General features: G+C 71.9%; 21 protein-coding genes. 15 read left to right on the top strand and 6 right to left on the bottom strand.

Annotated features, from left to right (window positions below; translation table 11 throughout):
* Position 1: 1 nt before the first annotated feature.
* Both ABT063_RS03760 and ABT063_RS03755 read left to right on the top strand, forming a co-directional pair.
* Positions 2-1,720 (top strand): hypothetical protein, encoded by a 1,719-nt coding sequence (locus ABT063_RS03760; protein ID WP_351055457.1) that lies wholly within the window; start codon positions 2-4, stop codon positions 1,718-1,720.
* Between the two features lie 49 nt (positions 1,721-1,769).
* Positions 1,770-3,602, top strand: coding sequence for a hypothetical protein (locus tag ABT063_RS03755; protein WP_351055456.1), 1,833 nt, complete (start codon positions 1,770-1,772; stop codon positions 3,600-3,602).
* 30 nt (positions 3,603-3,632) lie between these two features.
* Here the strand turns inward: ABT063_RS03755 and ABT063_RS03750 are convergent, their stop codons facing one another.
* The gene (locus ABT063_RS03750) at positions 3,633-4,250 is read right to left on the bottom strand and encodes a hypothetical protein (RefSeq protein ID WP_351055455.1); all 618 of its coding nucleotides are present in this window, start codon (positions 4,248-4,250) and stop codon (positions 3,633-3,635) included.
* Complete coding sequence (locus tag ABT063_RS03745; RefSeq protein ID WP_351055454.1) at positions 4,186-4,893, bottom strand: nucleoside/nucleotide kinase family protein; 708 nt, start codon at positions 4,891-4,893, stop codon at positions 4,186-4,188. The genes ABT063_RS03750 and ABT063_RS03745 overlap by 65 nt, the downstream gene beginning before the upstream one ends.
* An 89-nt stretch (positions 4,894-4,982) precedes the next feature.
* Between ABT063_RS03745 and ABT063_RS03740 the strand changes: the two genes are divergently transcribed.
* The 10 genes from ABT063_RS03740 to ABT063_RS03695 all read left to right on the top strand — a co-directional run bounded on the left by ABT063_RS03740 (position 4,983) and on the right by ABT063_RS03695 (position 15,328).
* Positions 4,983-5,378, top strand: coding sequence for a YybH family protein (locus ABT063_RS03740; protein WP_351055453.1), 396 nt, complete (start codon positions 4,983-4,985; stop codon positions 5,376-5,378).
* Between the two features lie 133 nt (positions 5,379-5,511).
* A complete protein-coding gene (locus ABT063_RS03735; RefSeq protein ID WP_351055452.1) occupies positions 5,512-6,249 on the top strand; it encodes an HAD family hydrolase in 738 nt (245 codons plus the stop codon).
* Positions 6,246-8,600: a glycoside hydrolase family 65 protein gene (locus tag ABT063_RS03730; protein ID WP_351055451.1), complete on the top strand. Its 2,355-nt coding sequence runs from the start codon at positions 6,246-6,248 to the stop codon at positions 8,598-8,600. The genes ABT063_RS03735 and ABT063_RS03730 overlap by 4 nt, the downstream gene beginning before the upstream one ends.
* A gap of 179 nt (positions 8,601-8,779) precedes the next feature.
* Positions 8,780-10,276, top strand: coding sequence for a glycosyltransferase family protein (locus ABT063_RS03725; RefSeq protein ID WP_351055450.1), 1,497 nt, complete (start codon positions 8,780-8,782; stop codon positions 10,274-10,276).
* Positions 10,273-11,214 carry a lysylphosphatidylglycerol synthase domain-containing protein gene (locus ABT063_RS03720; RefSeq protein ID WP_351055449.1) on the top strand — a complete coding sequence of 314 codons (942 nt, stop codon included), beginning with the start codon at positions 10,273-10,275 and terminating at the stop codon, positions 11,212-11,214. The genes ABT063_RS03725 and ABT063_RS03720 overlap by 4 nt, the downstream gene beginning before the upstream one ends.
* Positions 11,215-11,289: 75 nt before the next feature.
* The gene (prcB, locus tag ABT063_RS03715; RefSeq protein ID WP_351055448.1) at positions 11,290-12,144 is read left to right on the top strand and encodes a proteasome subunit beta; all 855 of its coding nucleotides are present in this window, start codon (positions 11,290-11,292) and stop codon (positions 12,142-12,144) included.
* A 168-nt stretch (positions 12,145-12,312) separates the two neighbouring features.
* Complete coding sequence (nicT, locus tag ABT063_RS03710; protein ID WP_351055447.1) at positions 12,313-13,482, top strand: Nickel transporter NicT; 1,170 nt, start codon at positions 12,313-12,315, stop codon at positions 13,480-13,482.
* A gap of 31 nt (positions 13,483-13,513) precedes the next feature.
* Positions 13,514-14,239 (top strand): Clp protease N-terminal domain-containing protein, encoded by a 726-nt coding sequence (locus tag ABT063_RS03705; protein WP_351055446.1) that lies wholly within the window; start codon positions 13,514-13,516, stop codon positions 14,237-14,239.
* Positions 14,240-14,355: 116 nt separating this feature from the next.
* Entirely contained in the window at positions 14,356-14,631 is a 276-nt protein-coding gene (locus ABT063_RS03700) for a DUF6355 family natural product biosynthesis protein (RefSeq protein ID WP_502990749.1), read from the top strand.
* Between the two features lie 196 nt (positions 14,632-14,827).
* Positions 14,828-15,328 (top strand): DUF5709 domain-containing protein, encoded by a 501-nt coding sequence (locus tag ABT063_RS03695; RefSeq protein WP_351055444.1) that lies wholly within the window; start codon positions 14,828-14,830, stop codon positions 15,326-15,328.
* Positions 15,329-15,338: 10 nt separating this feature from the next.
* Here the strand turns inward: ABT063_RS03695 and sthA are convergent, their stop codons facing one another.
* The 3 genes from sthA to ABT063_RS03680 all read right to left on the bottom strand — a co-directional run bounded on the left by sthA (position 15,339) and on the right by ABT063_RS03680 (position 18,638).
* Complete coding sequence (sthA, locus tag ABT063_RS03690) at positions 15,339-16,742, bottom strand: Si-specific NAD(P)(+) transhydrogenase (protein ID WP_351055443.1); 1,404 nt, start codon at positions 16,740-16,742, stop codon at positions 15,339-15,341.
* A gap of 264 nt (positions 16,743-17,006) precedes the next feature.
* Positions 17,007-17,213 (bottom strand): hypothetical protein, encoded by a 207-nt coding sequence (locus ABT063_RS03685; protein ID WP_351055442.1) that lies wholly within the window; start codon positions 17,211-17,213, stop codon positions 17,007-17,009.
* A gap of 222 nt (positions 17,214-17,435) precedes the next feature.
* On the bottom strand, positions 17,436-18,638 hold the full coding sequence (locus ABT063_RS03680) for a glycoside hydrolase family 64 protein (RefSeq protein WP_351055441.1): 1,203 nt from the start codon (positions 18,636-18,638) through the stop codon (positions 17,436-17,438).
* Between the two features lie 318 nt (positions 18,639-18,956).
* Between ABT063_RS03680 and ABT063_RS03675 the strand changes: the two genes are divergently transcribed.
* Positions 18,957-19,853 carry a GNAT family N-acetyltransferase gene (locus ABT063_RS03675; protein WP_351055440.1) on the top strand — a complete coding sequence of 299 codons (897 nt, stop codon included), beginning with the start codon at positions 18,957-18,959 and terminating at the stop codon, positions 19,851-19,853.
* A gap of 118 nt (positions 19,854-19,971) precedes the next feature.
* Positions 19,972-20,313, top strand: coding sequence for a hypothetical protein (locus ABT063_RS03670; protein WP_351055439.1), 342 nt, complete (start codon positions 19,972-19,974; stop codon positions 20,311-20,313).
* A 30-nt stretch (positions 20,314-20,343) separates the two neighbouring features.
* On the opposite strand, the gene ABT063_RS03665 is transcribed toward ABT063_RS03670, so the two are convergent.
* Positions 20,344-21,225, bottom strand: a complete 882-nt coding sequence (locus ABT063_RS03665; RefSeq protein WP_351055438.1) for a Gfo/Idh/MocA family protein — start codon at positions 21,223-21,225, stop codon at positions 20,344-20,346.
* A 299-nt stretch (positions 21,226-21,524) separates the two neighbouring features.
* On the opposite strand from ABT063_RS03665, the gene ABT063_RS03660 reads away from it, so the two are divergent.
* On the top strand, positions 21,525-22,382 hold the full coding sequence (locus ABT063_RS03660; protein WP_351055437.1) for an aldo/keto reductase: 858 nt from the start codon (positions 21,525-21,527) through the stop codon (positions 22,380-22,382).
* The last annotated feature ends 22 nt before the right edge of the window (positions 22,383-22,404 follow it).

Genomic DNA, 22,404 nt, shown 5'->3' with positions numbered 1-22,404 from the left:
CGTGCCCACCCCGCTCGACCACGAGTTCGTCCGCGCGGCGGCCCGCGCCGCCGACCGGCCGGCCGCCCCGCTGGCGGCCGACCCCGACGAGGAACCCGCGGGTGTGCCGCACCGTGGTCTGGCGCGGCGGGTGAAGACACTGGTCGCGGCATACCGTTCCCCGGACTCGGCACTGCACGGCAGCAGGCAGGCCGTCGCCGCCGCGATGACCCACCTGCGCGCCCTGCGGGCCACGCAGACCACCACCGGCCTCTTCGCCGGCGGCGACAACGTGCAGTCACCGCCGGACTCCGCGTTCACCGTCAACGACGTGTGCGACGCGCACGTCCTCGCCGCCGGCGCGGGGCCGGAACTGCGCGACGTCACGGCCGCGCTCGCCGAGATCGCCGGCGCCGCCTCCGGCAGTCTCCTGACCGGCGGGGTGCACACCCCGAACCACCGCTGGGAACTGTGCGCGGCGCTGGCCCGGCTGCACCGGTCGTTTCCGGACGACCGGCTGCTCGACCGCGTCGAGGAGTGGCTCGCCGAGGGCGTCGACATCGACGCGGAGGGCCTGTACTCGGAACGCAGCGCCAACTACGCGGCCCACGTGACCAACCCGTCGCTGCTGCTGCTGGCCGACGTGCTCGGCCGCGCCGACCTGCTGGACGCCGTCGAACGCAATCTCGCCACGACGCTGGACCTCGTCAGGCCGGACGGCACGGTGGAGACCGTCCACTCACGACGGCAGGACCAGAACCACCCGTTCCCGCTGGCGCCCTACCTGCCGCACTACCGGCTGCTCGCGATCCGCACCGGCCGGGGCGACTTCGGCCGGGCGGCGCGGCTGGCGGCCGCCGGCGGCATCGACGACCCCGACCTGCTCGCCGAGACCCTCCTCACCCCGGACCTGTGCCGCGCTCTGCCGGCCCCGGCCGCGGAGACACTCCCGCGCGGCCGGTACATCACCACCGCACGCCTCGCCGCACGCGCCTCGGCCACCGCGCACACGGTGGTGTACGGCGGCTCCGACGTGCCCGAGCACCGGCGCATCCGCTCGGGCCTCGCCTGCAATCCCACCTTCCTGCGTCTGTTCGCCGGCGACGCCGTCCTCGACGCGGTCCGTCTGACGCGGGGGTTCTTCGACCTGGGCCCGTTCCGCGCCGCCGGCATGCAACAGCTCGCCGACAACCGGTACCGGCTCACCGAAACCCTCACGGCCGCCTACTACCAGCCGCTCCCGAAGGACCAGAGGCGGGACGACGGCGTCTACCGGCTGGTGGACGAGGGACGCTTCTCGGCCGCGATGGCCTTCCCGGACCGGCCTCGTGACGAGGTCTCACACACGACCCGCGTCGAGGTGGACCTGAGGGAAGATGGTGCCGACCTGCGGATCGACATCAGCGGACCACGGGTGCCCTGGGCCCTCGAACTGACCTTCCGGCCGGGTGGCGTGCCGGAGGGCGCCGTACCGATCGGCGACGGACGCTGGTGCCTGACGACCGGGCCGATGACCTACCGGGTCGGTGACGACGAGATCCGGATCCAGGCCGACGTCGAGGCGGGCGAACCGCTTGCCGGGCCGGACCGAAGCGACGTACTGCGGTACGACCCGGGTCAGGACTACACCGTGGCGGGCGGCACCGATGCGACGACCGGGAACCGCGTCTACATCGGTGGACATGGCCCGCACACACTGACCGTCGTACTGCGCGCCCGCCGGCCCGCACCTGTCGTGTGACCCCGACGAACCACGCCATGGCCATCTCAGGCATGAAGGGCTGATCCCCGTGCACCTCACACACCAGCGCGGCCCCCTGCACGACCTGCCCGACAGCCCCGAGGCTTACGACGCGGTCCTCGCCGATGTCGTCGAGCAGGCCCTTACGCGCATGACGCCCGAGGGCAACCTCGAACACCCCGACTGCGTCGACGACATCGGCGACACCTCGCTCGGCATCAACTCGCTCCTCGCGCTCGCCTGGCAGCGCTCCAAGGACCCGCGGCTGCCGGAGGCGGTGCACCGCAGCCTCGCCTTCCATCTGCGCGAGCGGGTCTACGTCGAGGACAACCCCGGCTACCCCAACCTGAGGATCCGCGACTCCGGTCTGCCGTACGCCCGTTACACCCTCGCCCCGGGCGCGCACCCCATCGGCGACTGGCCCAGCACGGTCTGGGCTCTGCTTCAGGCGGTCAACGTGCTGGACCTGGCCGACGGCCTGGTCGACGACGAACCGCGCGCCCGGCTGCTGGAAGTGGCGCGCGGCTACTGGCGCTGGCTGACCGAGGCGACCTTCTTCAACCCGCAGGAGGCGGGCAACCAGGCGATCGGATGCGTGGTCGGCGGTCTGATGCTGGCCCGTCATCTGCCGGCCGAGGAGGGTGAGCCGGTCCGCGCGCGGGCGTTGGAGCTGTACACCGACGAGATCCGCGCCCACCGGGTGCGCGACCGGGGCGCCCCGCTGCCCCCGGAGCACGGCGGCGCCTACGACAACAACTACGGCCCGATCTCCCTGTCCTTCCTCGCCCAGGCCCACCGGGTCAGCGGTGAGGAGATCTTCGCCGAGGACGGCGACGCGCTCGCCCGCTACATCGACGCCCGCCTCACCGGCGGCGGCTTCGACAACGGCGGACCGCGCTACAGCGAACAGCACTCCGGCTTCGAGTCGGTCCTGGGCCTGCGCTACTTCAGCGCCCGCATCGGCTCCGACCTGGGCCGCTACCGGGGCGACACCCGCTGGGGCCGCCACGCGGTCAAGGCGGACGGCGGGATCGACGGACACTTCGCGTGGATGCTGGTCTGGCAGATCCAGGACACCACACGCTGGCACCGTGAGCCCTCCACGACGGCCGCACGGCACCAACTGCGCGCGGGTACGGTCTCGGTGGCCTTCGACGACCGTATGACTCCGTCGGTGGTGGAGGCGGGCGGCACCTACTACCTGTCCGCGGCCGTCAACCGGCAGCACGGCTTCGGCCCCGTCACCGACGGCTTCCTGCTCTGCCGCCCCATGGGCGAGGTCCGCGTCCGTGACGTCCGCGCCGACGGACTGACGGCCAAGCTGGTCACCAAGCCGGTCGTCGGCCGCGACCACGTCCTGCGGCACGTGCGCTCCCTGTACGTCACCGACGGCACGACCCTGTGGACGACGGTCGCCGTCGAACGCCTCGACGGGACGCCGTACCTGCTGGCCGGCCTTCCGTACGCCGAGGACGACGGCGACCGGGTCCGGCGTACGGCGGACGCGGCAGTGTCCTCGGCGGGCACCCTGCGCCTGACGCACCCCGGCGCGCCGGGCGCGGAGCATTTCGACGCGCGCGCGGAACTCACCCAGGAGCAGGCCGCCTTCGCCCTCGCCGCAGACCCGCGCGGCTACGGCAACCCGGACGAGGGCTGGCGGCACCTGGTCAGCTCGACGGCCCTGGAGGCCGACCCGCTCCCGGACGGGCCGGACGACCTGCATGTGTTCGCGGTGCGGTACGGCTCCGAGGAGCCGCTCGCGGTGTCGGTGGAGCGGGGCGAGGACGGGCTGAACGTACGGACGGACGCCTTTACGGCGGTCATCGGTGCCGAGGACGCGCAGGGGGAGCCGGAGCTGACGCTGCGTCGCGCCGACGGCTGAGGGGCGTCGACGCCGAGAGGGCTGCCCGCATCAGATGGGCAGCCCCAGCAGCCCCCACCCGCGCCGCGCGGTCTCATCGACAACGACGGCCCACTGGCGCACAAGGGCGGCGAACTCGTCGTAGTCCGCGATCCAGCGCCCCGGGCGCGAGCAGTGGGCGTCATACGTCTCGCGGAGCCCTTCGAACAGCGGTTCGGCCCTGGCCCAGTGGGCGGCGAGCCCCGGCACGGCGGGCGGCGGACAGGCGAGCAGCAGGCGGGGCCGCCAGGGCTCGGAATCGGACGGGAAGAGCCCGGCCTCCGACAGGGCGTCCTCGTCGTCCGGGTCGGCTCCTGCCCAGATCAGACCACGGAGGAAGCCGTCCAGGGGCAAACGCAGCGCCGGAGCGGCGTACTCCCGGACGGTGTCCCAGCCGTCCGCCGCCCAGAAATGCGCCTTGTACAGGCCGAGGGTGTCGCGGAACTCGTACCGCCCGCTCCACGGCACCTTCGGCGAGGCGGGAAACACCCAGCCGACCTCGGGTTCCGCGTCCAGGTCAATGTCGTCTCCGGGGTAGGCGGCCTCCCACAGCAGCTCCTCCCGCTCACCCGCCGGCGTCCGCCCCAACTGCCCCCAGTCCACCGCCAGCACGGTGATGTCCAGCCCCATCCGGCCACCCTATGACGCCCCGCACCACCAGATCCGCCCGTCCCCGCGTCGCGGCGACCAGCTCCGCGTTGCGCTGGTCCGAGCCGAGCACCCACGCCACAGCCTCCTCGTGGGCCTTTCCGAACTCCTCGTGCCGTGCGACCAGGCGCCGGACGCGTTCGCGTTCGTCCTGCTCGCAGAACCACACCTCGTCCAGCTGCGGCCGGACCCGCGCCCACGCGCCGGTGTCCAGCAGCAGGTAGTTGCCCTCCGTCACGACCAGCCGGGCCGTCGGCGGCACCGGGATCGCCCCGGCGATCGGCTGCTCCAGCATCCGCTCGAAGCCGGGCGCGTACACGACCTCGTCGTCCTCCTCCCGCAGCCGCCGCAACAGGGCCGCGTACCCGGCCGCGTCGAAGGTGTCGGGCGCGCCCTTGCGGTCCCGTCGGCCGAGCCGGTCGAGTTCGACGTCGGCGAGGTGGAAGCCGTCCATGGGGACGTGCGCCACCCACGGGTCACCGGCCGCGTTCAGCGCCCGCACCAGATGCTCGGCGAGCGTCGTCTTGCCTGCGCCGGGGCTGCCGGCGATGCCGAGGAGCGCGCGGCGCCCGTGCCGGGTGAGGGCGTGGGCGCGGTCGAGGAGGTCGTCGAAGGTCAGCGGCACACAGCAGAGTGTGCCAGGCTGCGCCGATTCGACGCCTTCGGCAGCAGAGGGCAGTCTCCTGTAGAGGGGGCAGGAAGGGAGGCGAGGCTGTGACCGACGACGCAGCGCAGATCCGCACCCTGATCACCCGGTGGGCCGAGGCCGTCCACCGGGGCGACCTCGACGGCGTCCTCGCGGACCACGCCGAGGACATCGTGATGTTCGACGTCCCGCCGCCCCACCAGGGCATCCACGGCCTCGCCGCCTACCGCGCGACCTGGCCGCCGTTCTTCGAGTGGCAGGCCCAGGGCGCCTGCTTCGACATCGAGTCCCTCGACGTCACGGCCGGCACCGACGTCGCCTACGCCCTCGCGCTGCTGCGGTGCGGCACGCCGGAGGAACTCGCCGCGCAGCCCACCCTGCGCCTACGGCTGACGCTTGGCCTGCGCAAGGAGGGGGGCCGCTGGCTGGTCGCCCACGAACACCACTCGTTCCCGCACGACTGACCCGCGCCGACGGCGGGTTGGAGGCCGCACGACAGATCCGCGCTTGCGGAGCGGGTGAGAATCTGTCGTGAAATGCCCCTTGTGTGGCGTGCGTCACCCACTGGACGCGCCCTCGTGGGGAACCGTGTCCTGTATGACGGAGCTCGGTCTACCCGAAGACATCCTGGCCTGCCTCTTCGACCTCGACGGCGTGGTCACCAAGACGGCCGTCGTGCACGCGGCCGCCTGGAAGGAGATGTTCGACGAGTTCCTGCGTGAACGCGAGGGCGAGCACTTCCGGCCGTTCGACGACGCCGACTACGACGAGTACGTCGACGGGCGCCCACGCGCCGACGGCGTCCGCACCTTCCTCGCCTCCCGCGGCATCGACCTGCCCGAAGGGGACCCGGACGACCCACCGCAGACCCCGACGGTCCACGGCCTGGGCAACCGCAAGAACGACCTGCTCCTGGAGAAGATCCGCACCGACGGCGTCGAGGCCTACGACGGCACACTGCGCTACCTCGAAGCGGTCCGCGCCCACGGCCTGCGCACCGCGATCGTCTCCTCCAGCGCCAACTGCCGTGACGTCCTGCGCGCCATCGACGCCGAGGACCTCTTCGACGTACGCATCGACGGAGTGGTGGCCGCCGAGCGGAAACTGCCGGGCAAGCCGCACCCGGACACCTTCCTGGCCGCCGCGCACGACCTGGGCGTCGAGGCCGCGCGGTGCGCCGTCTTCGAGGACGCCCTGGCCGGCATGGACGCGGGCCGCTCGGGCCGCTTCGGATACGTCGTCGGTGTCGACCGCGTCGGACAGACCGACGCCCTCTACGCGCACGGAGCCCACCGGGTCGTGAAGGACCTCGCCGAACTGGGAGGCACGGCGTGATCGCCCACAGGTCGTACACCGTCGAACCCTGGGCCGTACGCGAGACCGACCTCAACCTGGACGTCCTGGCCCAGAGCGAGTCCGTGTTCGCGCTGTCCAACGGCCATGTCGGCTGGCGCGGCAACCTCGACGAGGGCGAACCGCACGGCCTGCCCGGCTCCTACCTCAACGGCGTGCACGAACTGCACCCGCTGCCCTACGCCGAGGCGGGATACGGCTACCCGGAGTCGGGCCAGACCGTCATCAACGTCACCAACGGCAAGGTGCTGCGGCTGCTGGTCGACGACGAGCCGTTCGACCTGCGCTACGGCCGGCTCGTCGCGCACGAGCGCACGCTGGACCTGCGCAGGGGTGTGCTGGAACGCGTCTGCGAGTGGATCTCCCCGGCCGGCTCCCGCATACGGGTTCGCTCCACGCGGCTGGTCTCCCTCACCCAGCGGGCCATCGCCGCCGTGGCGTACGAGGTGGAGCCCGTCGACAGCCGGACGCGCGTGGTGATCCAGTCGGAACTCGTCGCCAACGAGAGCCTGCCCGAACCGGACGGCGACCCGCGCACCGCCCGGGCGCTGAAGTCGCCGCTGGAACCGGAGGAGGACTTCGCGGACGGCCCCCGGCTGCGCCTGGTGCACCGCACCCACCGCAGCGGCCTGAGGGTCGCCGTGGCCGCAGACCACGTCATCGACGGCCCCGAGCGGACCACGACGAGCGGCGAGAGCAACGTGGACGTGGCCCGGCTGACGATCACCTCCGTCCTGGAGCCCGGCCAGCGGCTGCGGGTGGAGAAGACGGTCGCCCACGGATGGTCCGGCGCGCGTTCCAGGCCCGCGATGAGCGACCAGGTCGAGGCGGCCCTGGCCGCCGCCGGGCACAGCGGCTGGGCGGGCCTGCTCCAGGACCAGCGGGCATGTCTCGACGACTTCTGGGCGCGCGCCGACGTCGAGGTCGACGGGGACGAGGAGATTCAGCAGGCCGTCCGCTTCGCCCTCTTCCACGTCCTCCAGGCCGGCGCCCGCGCCGAACAACGGGCCATCCCCGCCAAGGGGCTGACCGGGTCCGGCTACGACGGCCACGCCTTCTGGGACACCGAGACCTTCGTGCTGCCCCTGCTGACCTACACCGCGCCCGCCGCCGTGGCCGAGGCCCTGCGCTGGCGGCAGAACACCCTGCCCGCCGCCCGGCAACGCGCCCAACAACTCGGCCTCGGCGGCGCCGCGTTCCCCTGGCGCACCATCGAGGGCTCGGAAGGGTCCGCGTACTGGCCCGCCGGCACCGCAGCCTTCCATGTGAACGCGGCCATCGCGGACGCCGTGGTGCGCTACACGGCGGCGACCGGGGACACCCACTTCGCACGGGACACCGGCCTCGAACTGCTGGTGGAGACCGCCCGCCTGTGGCGCTCGCTCGGCCACCACGACCACCACGGCGTCTTCCACATCGACGGCGTCACCGGCCCCGACGAGTACAGCGCGGTCGCCGACGACAACACGTACACCAACCTCATGGCCCGCGCGAACCTGCTGGCCGCCGCCGACGCCTGCGAACGCCACCCCGAGGAGGCGGCCCGGCTCGGCGTCGGCGACGAGGAGAGCGCCTCCTGGCGCGACGCCGCCGAGGCCGTGCACATCCCCTACAACGACGAACTGGGCGTCCACGAACAGCACGCCGGCTTCACCCGCTACCAGCGCTGGGACTTCGCCGGCACCGGCCCCGACCAGTACCCCCTGATGCTGCACTTCCCCTACTTCGACATCTACCGCAAACAGGTCGTCAAGCAGGCCGACCTGGTCCTGGCGATGTACATGTGCGGCGCCTACTTCGAGGAGTTCCACGACGAGGGACAGATCGCCCGCAACTTCGCCTACTACGAGCCGCTGACCGTACGGGACTCCTCGCTGTCGGCGTGCAGCCAGGCCGTCGTCGCCGCCCAGTCGGGACATCTGGGCCTCGCCTACGACTACACGGCCGAGGCGGCCCTGATGGATCTGGCGGATCTGGAGCACAACACCCGCGACGGACTGCACATCGCCTCCCTCGCCGGCACCTGGACGGCCCTGGTCGCCGGGTTCGGCGGCCTGCGCCGGGACGGCGACTCGCTCCGGTTCGCGCCCCGCCTGCCCGAGCGGTTCAGCCGCCTCGCCTTCACCGTCCAACACCTCGACCGCCGCCTGCGCGTGGAGATAGGCCCGGACAAGGCCACGTACACGCTGCTGTCGGGGGAGCCCCTCACGATCCGACACCACGACACCCGGCTGACCGTGAACGGCGACGGGCCCGTCGTCCGCCCCGTCCCCTCGCCCGAAGCACGTCCGGCCCCGGAACAGCCCCCGCACCGGAGCCCGAACGCCCGCTGACGCCGCTTCAGCCCGTACGGCCGAACATCGCCCTGCACACCGGTCCGTTGCGGGTTAGTTTGGCTGTGCTTTTCCGTTCCTTCGTTTGACCTCTGTTCGCTTTCTGTTCGCGTCACCTCCAGCCCACCAGGCTGTGCGGTCTGAGAAGCCCTACGACTTGTAGGGGTGAGGGGTGGACGATGTCCCACGGCACGAACGCCATGCTCGTCGGTATGCGACGACGTGAACCGGCCACCGTGCCCCGCACGTCCTGGCGGACGCGCGGCGCGTGGCTGCTCGCGGCTGTGGCAGGCGCCTTCACCCTGGCCCAACTGGTCCTCGTCCGCCCCGGCATGGGCCTCGGCTGGGACGAGACGGTGTACGTCAGCCAGGTCGGCACCCAGGGACCTGCGTCCTTCTTCAGCGCTCCGCGCGCCCGGGGCGTCTCGCTGCTGGTGGCACCGATCGCGTCCTGGTCGACCTCCACCGAACTGCTGCGCGTCTACCTCGCCCTGCTGTCCGGCCTCGGCCTCTACCTGGCCCTGCGCGTGTGGCGAGGGCTGTTCCCGGCCCGCGTCCTGGCCGCCGCGGGCGCCCTGTTCGCCTCCTTGTGGATCACGCTCTACTACGGCCCACAGGCCATGCCCAACTACTGGGTCGCCCTCGGCGCCCTGATCTGCGTCGGCTGCTTCCTGCGGGCCCGGGCCGACCGCCACGACCGGGCGGCCCTGTGGGGGGTCGTGGCGGGCGCCGCGCTCATGGCGTGGATGCGGCCCACCGACGCCGTGTGGGTCACGCTGCCGCTGCTCGCCCTCGCGCCGGCGGCCCGCCTGTGGCGCCTCACGGTCGCGCTCTACGGCGGACTCGTGGCGGGCGCGGCGGAGTGGGTGATCGAGGCGTACGTCTCCTACGGCGGCCTCGGGCAGCGCCTGTCCGACGGCTCCGCCATCCAGGGCGGCCTCGGCTGGTACTTCGCCGTCGACGACCAACTGCGCAGCCTGATCGGGCGGACCCTGTGCCGCCCGTGCACCGCACCGATGCCGAACCCGGTGGTGTTCGCCTGGTGGTTCGTCCTGCCCCTGCTCGCCGCCCTCGGCCTGGCAATCGCGGTGCGGGCCCGGCGCACCGCACCCACACTGCTTCCGCTGCTGTGCGCCGCGACGGCCGCCTTCCCCTACCTGTTCATGATCGGCTACGCGGCCCCCCGCTTCCTGCAGCCCGCCTACGCACTGCTGGCGATCCCGGTCGCCGCCGCCCTGTTCCACGTGGTCACCAAGCCGAACGGCCGGTGGCGTCCGGCGGTGGCGGCCCTGGTCGCCCTCGGACTGGCCGGTCACCTGGCGGTGCAGTACGTCGTCCTGGACCGCACCGTGGACCGCACCACCGCCGACCGCCGCGACTGGGCACGCACCGCCGCCGACCTGAACCGCCTGGGCGTCCGCCCGCCCTGCCTGCTGACCGGACACCAGGCCCTCCCCATCGCCTACTACGCCGGCTGCTCCTCGGCGGCGACCCACGGCTCCAACGCCAACAGCACCCGCGCGGAGATCCTGCGCACGGCCGAGCGGATTCCGACGGCCGCCCTGACCGAGCCGGGCGGTTCACCACCCGGGTACGCCCGCGACTGGGAGGTCCACCGGTCCGCCGGCTTCGACCTCCACCTCGCGCCGACGCCGGGCCCGGCCGGACCCGCATGACGTCCGAACAGGTCACCGTCACGCCCACCCGAAGACGGACCTACTGGCACACCGCCCTCTCCCTCGCCGTCCTGCTGGTCGCCGTGTGCCTGGCCCGGCGCCACTGGCCCGTGCTGGAGACCGGGGCCCTCCGGCTCGCCGTGGCCGACCAGGGCTGGCTGCTGGTCGGCGCCACGGCCGCCGCCGCGACCTGGCTGTGCGCGGCGCTCGCCCAACAGGGCGCCGTCGTCGGGCGGTTGCCGCCGGGACGCCTCGTGGCGGCCCAGTTCGCCGCCTCCGCCGCCAACCACGTCCTGCCCGCCGGGCTCGGCGCGGGCGCGGTCAACCTGCGCTTCCTGATGCGCTGCGGGATGCCGGCCGGCCGCGCGGCGACCGCGGTCGCGGTCAAGGCCACGGCCGGCGGGGTCGCGCGGGGTGCCCTGATCGTCGTACTCGCCGTGGTCAGCCCCGGCGTCCTGCGGATTCCGCACGTCTCGGCCGGATGGGCGGCCGTCGCCCTCGCGGTCGTCTGCGTGACCGTGCTGCCGGCCGGCCGGCTGCTGCCCCGCTGCCGACGTGCCCTGGCCGTGGCACGGGCGGACATCAGAGCCGTCCACGCGCGACCGAGCCGGGCGGCCGCCCTGTGGGGCGGTTCGCTGGCCTTCGCCGCACTGCACGCGCTCGTGCTGATAGCCGTCACCCGGGCCCTCGCGCTGCCGCTTGCCCCGGTCCGGGTGGCGCTGGTCTATTTCGCCGCGAGCACCGCCGCCGCCCTGCTGCCCACGCCCGGCGGCCTCGGCTCCCTCGACGCCGCGCTGGCCCTCGCCCTCGCCTCCGCCGGGGCACCGGCCGCGACGGCCGCCTCCGCCGTGCTCGGTTACCGGCTCCTGACCGTATGGCTTCCGCTGGTTCCGGGCCTGGTGGTGCTGGGGATCCTGATCCGGCGCAAGGCGCTGTGACCCCAACCGGCGTTTCCCGTCCCCCGCCTTCTGGTAGGAGACCGGTTGTCGGTCCGGAGTCGAGGGGGGAGTGTCATGACGTGGAATGACAACGGCGGGCGGTTGGGGGAGGAGTTCTTCACTCCCGGGACCTCGTCCTTCACCGAGTTCCTGGCCGAGCACCGCCCGGAGTTGCTGAGCACGCGCCGGATCCTCCCGGACGGCATACGTGCCGCACCCGACCGGGTGCCGCACGGCACCACGGTGCTCGCCCTCGCCTACCGCGACGGCGTGCTGATCGCCGGCGACCGCCGGGCCACCATGGGCAACCTCATCGCCCAGCGCGACCTGGAGAAAGTGCACCCCGCGGACGACTACACCGCGGTGGCCTTCGCCGGCACGGTCGGACTGGCGGTGGACATGGTGAAGCTCTATCAGGTCGAGCTGACGCACTTCGAGAAGATCGAGGGCACGCCGATGACCCTCAACGCGAAGGCGAGACGCCTGGCCGGCATGATCCGTCAGAACCTGGGCCAGGCCATGCAGGGCCTGGCCGTCGTACCACTCCTCACCGGCTACGACCCGTCCGCCCCCGAGGGCGAGCGAGGCCGCATCTTCAGCTTCGACGTCGTCGGCGGGCTGTACGAGAAGCAGGACTTCCACGCCGAGGGCTCCGGATCGCCGTACGCGCGAGGCGCGTTGAAGAAGCTGTTCCGCAAGGGCATGGACCGGCGCGAGGCCGCCCTGGCCGCGCTCCAGGCGCTGTACGACGCGGCGGACGACGACTCCGCGACCGGCGGCCCGGACCTCAACCGCCGGATCTTCCCGATCGTGTCGGTCATCACCGAGGACGGCTTCGAGCGGCTGGCCGAGCCGGAGACGGAGGAGCTGAGCCGGGAGATGGTCGAGCAACGCGGCAGCCGGCCGGACGGGCCGAACGCGACTCCGTGACGGGTCCATGTGAGAGGGCCGCTGTGACGAGGGCGCTGTGACGGGGGACTTTCCCCACTCGTGGTGAAGACCAGTCACGGGCTTTACTGCACATCTCTTGCACGTACCGGAGGATGGCGAAAGGCTGCATACCGCGGCCGTTCAGCCGAAAGAAGGACCCTCCGCCCGATGACGGCCGCCCCTGACTCCGCTCCGTCCCTCCTCCCCGCCACCGCCCCCGCCAGGGGCTCGGCCTGGCACCGCGTCCGTGGCTCCATGACGCGGCAGGAGTGGATCAGGGCGGGCGGAATGGCGGCCGTGGTGGTGGCCCTGCACGTGATCGGCTGGGTCACCCTGGTCGCGATCGTCGCGCCGCACCACTACAGCGTCGGCGAGAAGTCCTTCGGTGTCGGCATCGGCGTGACCGCGTACACGCTCGGCATGCGGCACGCCTTCGACGCCGACCACATCGCGGCGATCGACAACACCACCCGCAAGCTGATGGGCGAGGGGCAGCGGCCGCTGTCGGTCGGCTTCTGGTTCTCCCTCGGCCACTCCAGCGTCGTCTTCGCCCTGACGCTGCTGCTCTCGCTCGGCGTGAAGACCCTCGCCGGACCGGTCCGCGACGACGGCTCCCGCCTCCACGACGTCACCGGCCTGATCGGTACGACCGTCTCGGGGGCCTTTCTCTACGTCATCGCGGCGATCAACCTGGTTGTCCTGGCCGGGATCTGGAAGGTGTTCCGCCGGATGCGCTCGGGCCGCTACGACGAGGCCGCCCTGGAGGAGCAGCTGAACAACCGCGGCTTCATGAACCGCCTGCTCGGCCGCGTCGTGAGGTCGATCACCAAGCCGTGGCAGATGTATCCCCTCGGCCTGCTCTTCGGGCTCGGCTTCGACACCGCCACCGAGATCGCCCTGCTCGTCCTGGCGGGCTCGGGCGCCGCCTCCGGCCTGCCCTGGTACGCGATCCTGTGCCTGCCCGTCCTGTTCGCCGCCGGCATGTCCCTGCTCGACACGATCGACGGCTCCTTCATGAACTTCGCCTACGGCTGGGCCTTCTCCAAGCCGGTCCGCAAGGTCTACTACAACCTCACCGTGACCGGCCTGTCCGTCGCCGTCGCCCTGCTCATCGGCACGGTCGAACTGCTCGGCCTGCTCGCGGAGAAGCTCGGCCTGCACAGCGCCTTCTGGGACTGGATCAGCGGCCTCGACCTGAACCTGCTCGGATTCGTGATCGTCGGCCTGTTCTTCGCCACCTGGATCGCCGCCCTGCTGGTGTGGAAGCTCGGCCGGATCGAGGAGAAGTGGACAGCGGGGCTCGCCGGGGCGAAGACCGAGAAGGCAAGCAGTCCTTGACAATTCCAAAGTGTCAAGGCGTACTTGCCTCATGTCTTTACCCGATCTGGACGACCTCATCGCCGAAGTGGACCGCACCTGCGACACCGCCCACCGACCCGGCGGACAGGAACAGCCCGACTGGCTGGCGCTGTTGACCACCGCCGCACACCTCGCGGGCCGACTCCAGGCCCTCGCCGACGACTTGGTCGAGGACTACGTGGAGCACTGCCGGATGCACGGCTGTTCGTGGACGGACATCGGAGCCGCCCTGGGAGTCACCAGGCAGGCCGTGCAGCAGCGCTTCCACGCGCCCCACAAGCGCTACGGCCCCGAGACGATGTCCGAGGACCTGCGCCGGGCCATGACCCACGTGAAGCGTGCCGCCGTACAGCACCGCAACAACTACATCGGCACCGAACACCTCCTGTGGGGCCTCACCGAGGAGGACAACAGCGCCACGCGGCTGCTGGAGAACGCCGGCGTCAGCCCGGAGACCGTCCACCGCGCGGTCGCGGACCGGCTCACCCTCGGAGCCTCCCAGGCGGCCGAGCGCATCGCCTGGACTCCCTACTCCCGCAAGGCGATCGCCCTCGCCGAGGCCCGCTCAGAGCAGGCCGGCGCCGCGCACATCGACTGCGCCGACCTCCTGGTCGGCCTCGCCGGTGTCGGCCGTGGCGTCGCGGCCACGGTCCTGGCCGACGCGGGCTTCGACCTGGCGGCAGCCGAGGAGCACGCCCCAAACGATGAACCGAACAAGATCACCCCAGTGGCGTAACGACAGAACGATTCACCGGGTGAACGGCACGGCGGACGGTCCATCGAACGGCGGCGGCGCGGCCATCCTGGGGCGGACATCCAAACCCTAAGGAGATCCTCTTGCGTGTTCGTCGTATGGTGACCAACGCCCTCGGGTCCGCCGCCCTCGTGCTCGCCTCGATGGGCGCGGTGACCACCACCGCGAGCCCGGCCGCCGCCGACCCGTGCGGATTCTTCGAGACGAGCGCCGACGCCTACTACAACCACTGCACCTCCGACGGCTCCCGCGTGGTCATCAAGGTCGAGGTCGCCATGGCGCCCGACTACGAGCGGTGCGTCCCGCCCGGCACGACCTGGCTGGGCTCCGCCAGCAAGATCCAGGGCGCCCGTTACGTCGGCCGCACCTGCTGACGAGCAGTCCTCCCGGCCGATGACCCCGGCCCGTGACCCCGGCCGGTCTCCCCGGCCCGTCTCGCCGGGCCGGGGAGGGCTGCTTCGTTCAGGGCGCAGCCCGAGCTCTCCTCCGAGGTTAGACATGGCGCAAACGGAAACGCGGTTCAGGACACCGGAGTGAAGCGAGTCGACGCGGCGCGCGAGGGAGGCGGCCATGGGCACCGAACGGACGGACCCCGAACCGATGGCGGACGACGCGTACCAGCCCACGGGGAGCAACGAGGAGCAGGAGGACGCGGCGCCGCTCGACCTGCAGGACGCCGTCGACGAGCGGACCTATGACGAGACCCTCGCCGAGGGCTACTCCCCGCCGGAGAAGCCGCTCGGCGTCACCAAGTTCGGCACCACGGCCGCCGAACAGCACGACGGCGAGACCCTCGACCAGCGCCTCGCGCAGGAAACGCCCGAGGTGGCCGAGCAGCCCGGTGACGAGGTCGGCGATATCCCCGAGGGCGAGGGCGAACCGGTCGATCCGGAGGCGGGCACCGAGCGTGCCGGGCGCCTCGTCGCCCCCGACGAGGGCGCCCACGCCGACACCACCAAGGAGGAAGTCGCCTCCGACGTGGGCATCGACGCGGGGGCCGCCGGTGCGGAGGAGGCCGCCGTGCACGTGGTCGAGGACGACACGGCGCTGCCGGGCGACGAGGGGGCCTGACAGGGGGCTTTCAGTCCCCGATCCGGTCGATCAGGCGGAGCTTGTTGGTGGCGTCCAGGGCGGCGACCTTGTAGGACTCCGCCAGCGTCGGGTAGTTGAACACCGCGTCGACCAGGTAGTCGACCGTGCCGCCGCAGCCCATCACGGACTGACCGATGTGGATGAGCTCGGTGGCGCCGCTGCCGAAGCAGTGCACGCCGAGCAGGGTGCGGTCCTCAGGAGAGACCAGCAGCTTGAGCATGCCGTGCGAGTCGCCCATGATCTGGCCCCGGGCCAGTTCGCGGTAGCGGGAGATGCCGACCTCGAACGGCACCCGGTCCTCGGTGAGCTGGTCCTCGGTCCGTCCCACGAAACTGATCTCGGGGATGGTGTAGATGCCGATCGGCTGCAGGTTGTGCATCCGTGGAACGGGCTCCCCGCACACGTGGTACGCCGCCGCGCGCCCCTGCTCCATCGAGGTCGCCGCCAGCGCGGGGAAACCGATGACGTCGCCGACGGCGTAGATGTGCGGCACCTCGGTGCGGTAGTGCTCGTCCACCGTGATCCGGCCGCGCGGGTCCGCCGAGAGACCGGCCTTGTCGAGGTCGAGATCGTCGGTCAGGCCCTGCCGGCCCGCCGAGTACATCACGGCGTCGGCGGGGATCTTCTTGCCGCTCTCCAGAATGGTGAGGGTGCCCCGGGGATGCCGCTCGACCGCGGCCACCGTCTCGCCGAAGCGGAAGGTGACGGCCAGGTCCCGCAGGTGGTACTTGAGCGACTCGATCACCTCGACGTCGCACATGTCGAGCATCCCGGAGCGCTTCTCGACCACGGTGATCTTGCTGCCGAGCGCGGCGAACATCGACGCGTACTCCATGCCGATTACGCCGGCGCCGACGATGACCATGGAGCGCGGCACCCGTTCCAGGGCGAGGACGTTGTCCGAGTCCATGATCGTCCGCCCGTCGAACTCCACGCTGTCCGGCCGGGCGGGGCGGGTGCCGGTGGCGATCACGACATGCTCGGCGCTGAGCAGCCGTTCGTGGCCGGAGGCCTCGCGCAGGGCGACGGTGTGGGCGTCGACGAAGCGGGCGGTTCCGGAGTGCAGGGCGATGTGGTTGCGGGACAGCTGGCTGCGGATGACGTCGACCTCGCGGCTGACCACGTGCTGGGTGCGGGCGGTCAGGTCGGCGACGGTGATGTCCTCCTTCAGGCGGTAGCTCTGGCCGTACAGGTCGCGCTGGGTCAGACCGGTGAGGTACAGCACCGCCTCACGCAGCGTCTTGGAGGGAATCGTCCCGGTGTGGATGGAGACCCCGCCGACCATGTCGGGGCGGTCGACGACGGCGACCCGGCGGCCCAGCTTGGCCGCGGCGATGGCGGCCTTCTGGCCGCCCGGGCCGGATCCGATGACAAGCATGTCGAAGTCGGGCACGCTCCGGAGTCTGACAGCCCCGGGGCGCTCTTCGTAAGGGCGAACGGGCAACTGCCGGCGCGGCAAGTCGCCGTACGGGACGGAGCCGAGGCGTGGGTGAACTCCCGGCGGGTGCGCGGCGGTTGTGATCGGCGCGGGGAGCGGAGGTGCGGGGACAGCCCGCACAGGCCCGCGGTGCGGTGCCACGGGCAGGACGCGACCGCCCCGGAGAGCCCCGGCCGGACGAGGCCCCGGGAGCGGTCCCGCGACTACCGTGCCGCCCGGCTAGGGCAGCAGCTTGTCGAGAGCGGCCGGTCCCTCCGCCTCCAGCTTCCGCCTGGCCCATTCGAGATTGCGCGGGGTGATGTCCTTGCCTGAGGCAAGCACCACGTCCTCCGGCGACACATCGGTGCCGGTGCGGGTGTGGAGCAGGGCGTCCGGGGTGGCGCGGTCCTCGGACGGCCCGGATACGTCGGGCTGTGACGTCGGCATGGTCTGCTCCTAGGATCCGGATCATTCCTCGGTCCCGGCTTTTCACCGGTCCCGATATCACCATTCATCGCGCGGGCGCACCGTGCATCCCGAGAGACGGGAAACGGCACCCCCACGACCCGTGCGCCCGGTCCGTGGGGGTCCCATGAGGGAGCGGACGACCGCGCTGCCACGACGGCCTGGGCACTCCGTGCCGGACCGTCCCCACGGGCCGCGCCGCCGCTAGAACGGCGTGAGCGTCAGCCGCATCCCCGTGGGTGCCGTGTCCTGGACGTACGAGGCGAAGTCGGCCACGTCGTCGAAGGCGAAGCCGTACGCCTTGCCGTCCTCGGTGGCCGCGTGCATCGCCTTGGCGTAGTGGTTGGTGAGCGCGGTCCGGTAGAAGGAGGCGGCGTCGGTCGTCGGCTGGGCGGGCGCGCTGAGCAGCGTGGAGCGGTTGAACCCGGCGCCGAGCACGGCGGCGACCGGGCCGGTGGTGCCGTCGTTGGGGGCGGCGAGGTTACCGTCGCAGAAGAGCACGTCCCGGGTCGACGGCTGGGCGAAGGAGACCGGCGCGGGCCCCTCGAAGGTGAGCCGCTCACCGCGCACCCGGCCGGTGAAGGTGCCCGCGTTCGTGGTCACGGTGAGGTCCTTGCCGGTGTACGTGCTCCACACCTCGTCGATGTACGGCGCGAGGTAGTCCTTGGGAAACAGGCCGGCGTCCAGCCCGTGACCGGGGGCGATGACCCGGGTGTCGTCCACGACCAGCGGCGCGAACTCCTCGATCCGACGTACGGCGGTGAAGGCGTCCGCACGCCCCGAGGGGCGCAGCGTGCCCGTCGTCTGGTCCTTCGCGCCGGTCAGCCGGATGCTCAGCGGCACGCTGAACATGTCCACCATGGTGGTGTTGCAGAACATGCCGGCGGAGTTGTACGTGAACTCGGCACAGTCGTGCAGCACCGCGTGGTTGGGGTCCGAGGCCACCCAGCCGGCCGGGTACTGCAGCGCGGGGTTGCCGTTACCGTCTGTGACGACCTTGAGCTTGAGTTTCCGGCCCAGCGACACATAGATCCGGCCGGACATGTACGGCAGGGACAGCCGGGTCTCGCCGCTGCCGGCCAGGCCGATCGAGTAGTCGGTGTAGCCGTCGGCGCCGTTGTCGGAGAGGGCGATCGGCGCGAGGGTCCCGTCGGGGGTGACCCGTACCTGCCGGCCGTCCTGGTTTCCCACGATGTAGACATGGACGCTCGCGTTGCCGAAGGAACCGCTGCCGTTGACGATCGTCAGCGGCAGGGCGGCGGCCGCCGCGGCCGCGTCCGAGCCGTCGGCGGTGCCCGCGAGGGCGTGGGGGGCCAGGGCGGCGACGGCGGGTGCCGCCACGGCGGCGCCGCCCAGAGCGAAGAGAAGCTTGCGACGACCGGGACGGTGCTGATGACGAGGTGTCATGTGGGGGATCTCCTCGAGCACTTGAAGGGGTACGTCGTCGGCGTGCGGGCGCACGGAAGGAGCTTGAGAGCGCTCTCACGCGGTAGTTGGGGCCCGATGGTACGTACGGCCGTCCCCTCCGTATACAGAGCGGCGAGCGTTTAATCCGGCCTCAAGGGCCGCTTAAGCGGTGTACTGTGAGGCGTCACGCCCCGAGATCGACGGAAGGAGGCGAGTGCCGTGCAGTCCACACCGTTCAAGCGCTCCCTTTCCGTCGCCCCGGCGTGCTTCGTCTGACCGGGAGCGCTCCACGCAGCATGCATCCCGGAGGAAACACCCATGACCGATCTGGTCATTCGCGCGCTCGACGAGCGCGACGCACCTCTCTTCGACTCCCTGCCGGATCCGCTCGGCGCCCGTGAAGGGCACCGGCGCACCCGCCACCGCCCCGACTGGAAGCGGGTGGCTCTGCGTGACGGCAGGGTCGTGGCGCGCGGCGCCTGGTGGGGCGGCCCCGACGACACCGAGCCCCTCAACATCAACTGGTTCGACGTGGCCGAAGGGGAGGAGGAAGCAGGCGCGGAACTCCTGCGCACCGCTCCCTGGCAGGTCGAACTCGAACTGAACCTGCCCGGAGGGTGGCGCGAGGACCCGGACCTGCGCGCCGCGGCCGAGAGCCGCCTCATCGCCGCACGCGCGGCCGGATACGACCTACTGGTGGAACGCTTCCTGTACCGGTGGACGCCGGAGCACGGCCTGCCCGAGCGGCCCGGCCGCCTGGTGTTCCGGCCCGAACCGGACGACGCGGTGTTCTTCGACGCGCTGCGCCGCATCCACTCCGCCACCCTGGACGCCCATGCCCTGCTGGCGATCGAGGAAGGCGGCGTCGACAAGGCCGCCCAGGAGGAGCTCGACTTCTTCCACTGGTGCCCGTCGCCGCGGGAATGGTGGCAGGTCGCCCACACCCCGCAGGGGGACCCGGTGGGCATCCACATCCCGGCGCACAATCCGACGGGTCCGTGCATCGGCTTCATCGGGGTCCTGCCGGAACAACGCGGACACGGCTACGCCTACGACCTTCTGGCGGAGTGCACCCACTTCCTGGTCGAGCAGGGCGCGGAGTTCATCGGCGCCGCGACGGACCAGGGCAACTTCCCCATGGCCGCGAACTTCACCAAGGCCGGCTACCCCGTCGTAAGTGAACGCCTCAACTTCCACACGACTCGCACCGGCTGAGGTCGTGCCCACGGACTGAAGTCGTCCGCCCCGGCGCTGACAGGCGGTCCGGTCCGTCTGTCAGCGCCGGGTGGCATGCTGATCGTCGGTGTGACCGGCAGCGGGCGACGGAGGCGCGGTGGGGTTCGACGGCGAGGTCTGGCAGGTGCGCAGTGGCGACGGGGCGGTGGGGGAGATCCTGATCGACGACGCCGACTTCCCGTGGCTGTCGGGCCACTTCACGGCCGGCCCGGCGTTCGCCGCCGTACAGGAACTGTTCGCCCGTGAGCTCGCCCTGGCCGAACAGGACGACGAGGAACACCGGGAGCAGTGGGAGGCGGCCTACGACGAGATCCGCAGACGTGTGTCGCTGTCCTCGCCCGACGGTCCCGTCCCCGAGTTCCTGCTGCACATCGCCGGCGACCGGGCGTGGTTCCGGTGGAGCGACGAGCCGTTCGCCGACGACCCGTCCGGCGGGTGAGCGACCCGACCCCACGGCCCTTGGTGAGGCTCAGCCGCCGTTCAGTACGGCCTCGGCCGCTGCCAGTATCTCGGTGACCCGCAGGCCGAACGTGGCGTCGCAAGCGTGGGGGCGGCCGGTGCGGGCGGTGGTGAGCAGGGCGTCCGCGGCGCGGCTGACGGCGGGCAGGAGGCCCTCCGGGCTGTCCGGGAGCAGAGTCACCCCCGCTTCGCCCCGCAGCTCGACCTCGGCTCCCGCGGCCGCGGGCGGGGCCGTGAGGCTCAGGGTCAGGGTGCTCGACGCGCCGCCGGCATGGTCGAGGACCAGATGCACCGTGTCGGCGGGGCCGTGCGCTGCCGCCGCCACACGCCGGACGTCGCCGAGCACCGGCAGGAGGATGGACAGGGCGTGCGGACCGACGTCCCACAGGGCGCCCTTCTCGCGTCGCCACGGCGAGTCCGCGAACGGGCTGTCACTGGTGAACACCGAGCCCAGCCACTGCGCCCGGCCGGTGAACCAGCCGCCCGTGTCCGCCTGTTCGGCGATCCACGCCTCGGTCTCGGTCCCGAAGCGGGTGGTGAAGAAGACGACCGAGGCGACGCCGGCCTCCTGGACGGCCTCGACCACGGCCCGCCCCTGCTCCACGGTCGCGGCGAGGGGCTTGTCCAGCAGCAGGTGGCATCCGGCCCGCGCGGCACGCACCGCGAGCTCGGCCTGCACGGCCGGGGGCAGCGCGACGGCCACGGCGTCCACGTCGGCGAGCAGCGCGTCGACGTCGTCGTAGGCGCGCGTGCCGTGGAGGCCGGCCAGTTCCTTGGCCGCGTCCGGACGGCGGCCCCACACCCCGACGAAGTCCAGCTCGTCGTGCCCGCTCAGGGCGGGGGCATGAGCCATCCGCGCCCAGGGGCCGGTGCCGAGCAGTCCTATGCGCATACCGCCGCCTCTCCACGCCGTGGAACCTGGTGACGACCGGTGCCGGGTGGCCGACGGTCAAGGGTGAGCGTCGCACATCGACAGGGCGCATGGGCAAGCCCCGCCGAGTTCGTTCGGCGATCCGCCCGCCTCCACCGCCGGGATTCAGCAGCCCGGCTGCTGAATGCGTTCTCATTCCTCTATTGGACCTTCGGGGCAGCGGGCGGAGAGGCTGGTGTGCGCCCGGCGCCGCCGCGAACCCCGTTGGCGGCGCAGGACGCCATCGGTTCCGCGCGACAGCCGAAAGAGGTCTCGAGCACATGCACACTCGCCGCATCGGTGACATCGAAGTCAGCGCGATCGGCCTCGGCGCCATGCCCATGTCCATCGAAGGGCGACCCGACGAGGCACGATCCCTCGCCACGGTCCACGCCGCCCTCGACGCCGGCCTGACACTGATCGACACCGCGGACGCCTACCACAGGGGCGCCGACGAGGTCGGCCACAACGAGACCCTCATCGCCAAGGCACTCGCCTCCCACGACCGGGGTCAGGACGTCCTCGTCGCCACCAAGGGCGGCCATCTGCGCCCCGGGGACGGCAGCTGGACGCTGGACGGCAGCCCCGGGCACCTCAAGGACGCCTGCGAGGCCTCCCTGCGCCGGCTCGGCGTGGAGGCGATCGGCCTCTACCAGTTCCACCGCCCCGACCCGAGGGTGCCGTACGCGGAGTCCGTCGGCGCGGTCCGGGACCTCCTCGACGAGGGGAAGATCCGCATGGCGGGGATCTCCAACGCCGATCCGGAGCAGATCAGGCAGGCCAACGAGATCCTCGGCGGTCGGCTGGTCTCCGTGCAGAACCAGTTCTCCCCGGCCTTCCGCTCCAGCGAGCCCGAACTGCGCCTGTGCGACGAACTCGGCATCGCCTTTCTGCCCTGGAGCCCGCTCGGCGGCATCTCCCGCGCCGGCGAACTGGGCTCGGCCCACGCTCCGTTCGCCCGGATCGCCGCGGCCCACGGGGTCAGCCCGCAGCGGGTGTGCCTGGCTTGGATGCTCGCCAAGTCACCGGTGGTCGTGCCGATTCCGGGAGCGAGCCGCCCCGAGACGATCCGCGACTCGGCCGCCGCGGCGGACCTCGTCCTCACCCCGGACGAACTAGCGGAGCTGGATGCCGCCTGACTCGAGGGGCATCGGGCGGGGG

Source organism: Streptomyces sp. NPDC002838 (genome assembly GCF_040295365.1).
GTDB lineage: Bacteria > Actinomycetota > Actinomycetes > Streptomycetales > Streptomycetaceae > Streptomyces.
The sequence above is the reverse complement of the archived record's forward strand: the minus strand, read 5'-3'. Positions and strand labels throughout refer to the sequence as shown.

What these genes read in the sequence shown, in the direction of transcription:
- ABT063_RS03675 (WP_351055440.1), top strand. Translation starts at nt 18,957, where the DNA reads ATGACCGATCTGGTCATTCGCGCGCTCGACGAGCGCGACGCACCTCTC.
- ABT063_RS03660 (WP_351055437.1), top strand. Translation starts at nt 21,525, where the DNA reads ATGCACACTCGCCGCATCGGTGACATCGAAGTCAGCGCGATCGGCCTC.
- ABT063_RS03685 (WP_351055442.1), bottom strand. Translation starts at nt 17,213, where the DNA reads ATGCCGACGTCACAGCCCGACGTATCCGGGCCGTCCGAGGACCGCGCC.
- ABT063_RS03720 (WP_351055449.1), top strand. Translation starts at nt 10,273, where the DNA reads ATGACGTCCGAACAGGTCACCGTCACGCCCACCCGAAGACGGACCTAC.
- ABT063_RS03695 (WP_351055444.1), top strand. Translation starts at nt 14,828, where the DNA reads ATGGGCACCGAACGGACGGACCCCGAACCGATGGCGGACGACGCGTAC.
- nicT (WP_351055447.1), top strand. Translation starts at nt 12,313, where the DNA reads ATGACGGCCGCCCCTGACTCCGCTCCGTCCCTCCTCCCCGCCACCGCC.
- ABT063_RS03750 (WP_351055455.1), bottom strand. Translation starts at nt 4,250, where the DNA reads ATGGGGCTGGACATCACCGTGCTGGCGGTGGACTGGGGGCAGTTGGGG.
- ABT063_RS03735 (WP_351055452.1), top strand. Translation starts at nt 5,512, where the DNA reads ATGACGGAGCTCGGTCTACCCGAAGACATCCTGGCCTGCCTCTTCGAC.
- ABT063_RS03700 (WP_502990749.1), top strand. Translation starts at nt 14,356, where the DNA reads ATGGTGACCAACGCCCTCGGGTCCGCCGCCCTCGTGCTCGCCTCGATG.
- ABT063_RS03705 (WP_351055446.1), top strand. Translation starts at nt 13,514, where the DNA reads ATGTCTTTACCCGATCTGGACGACCTCATCGCCGAAGTGGACCGCACC.
- prcB (WP_351055448.1), top strand. Translation starts at nt 11,290, where the DNA reads ATGACGTGGAATGACAACGGCGGGCGGTTGGGGGAGGAGTTCTTCACT.
- ABT063_RS03725 (WP_351055450.1), top strand. Translation starts at nt 8,780, where the DNA reads ATGTCCCACGGCACGAACGCCATGCTCGTCGGTATGCGACGACGTGAA.
- ABT063_RS03665 (WP_351055438.1), bottom strand. Translation starts at nt 21,225, where the DNA reads ATGCGCATAGGACTGCTCGGCACCGGCCCCTGGGCGCGGATGGCTCAT.
- ABT063_RS03680 (WP_351055441.1), bottom strand. Translation starts at nt 18,638, where the DNA reads ATGACACCTCGTCATCAGCACCGTCCCGGTCGTCGCAAGCTTCTCTTC.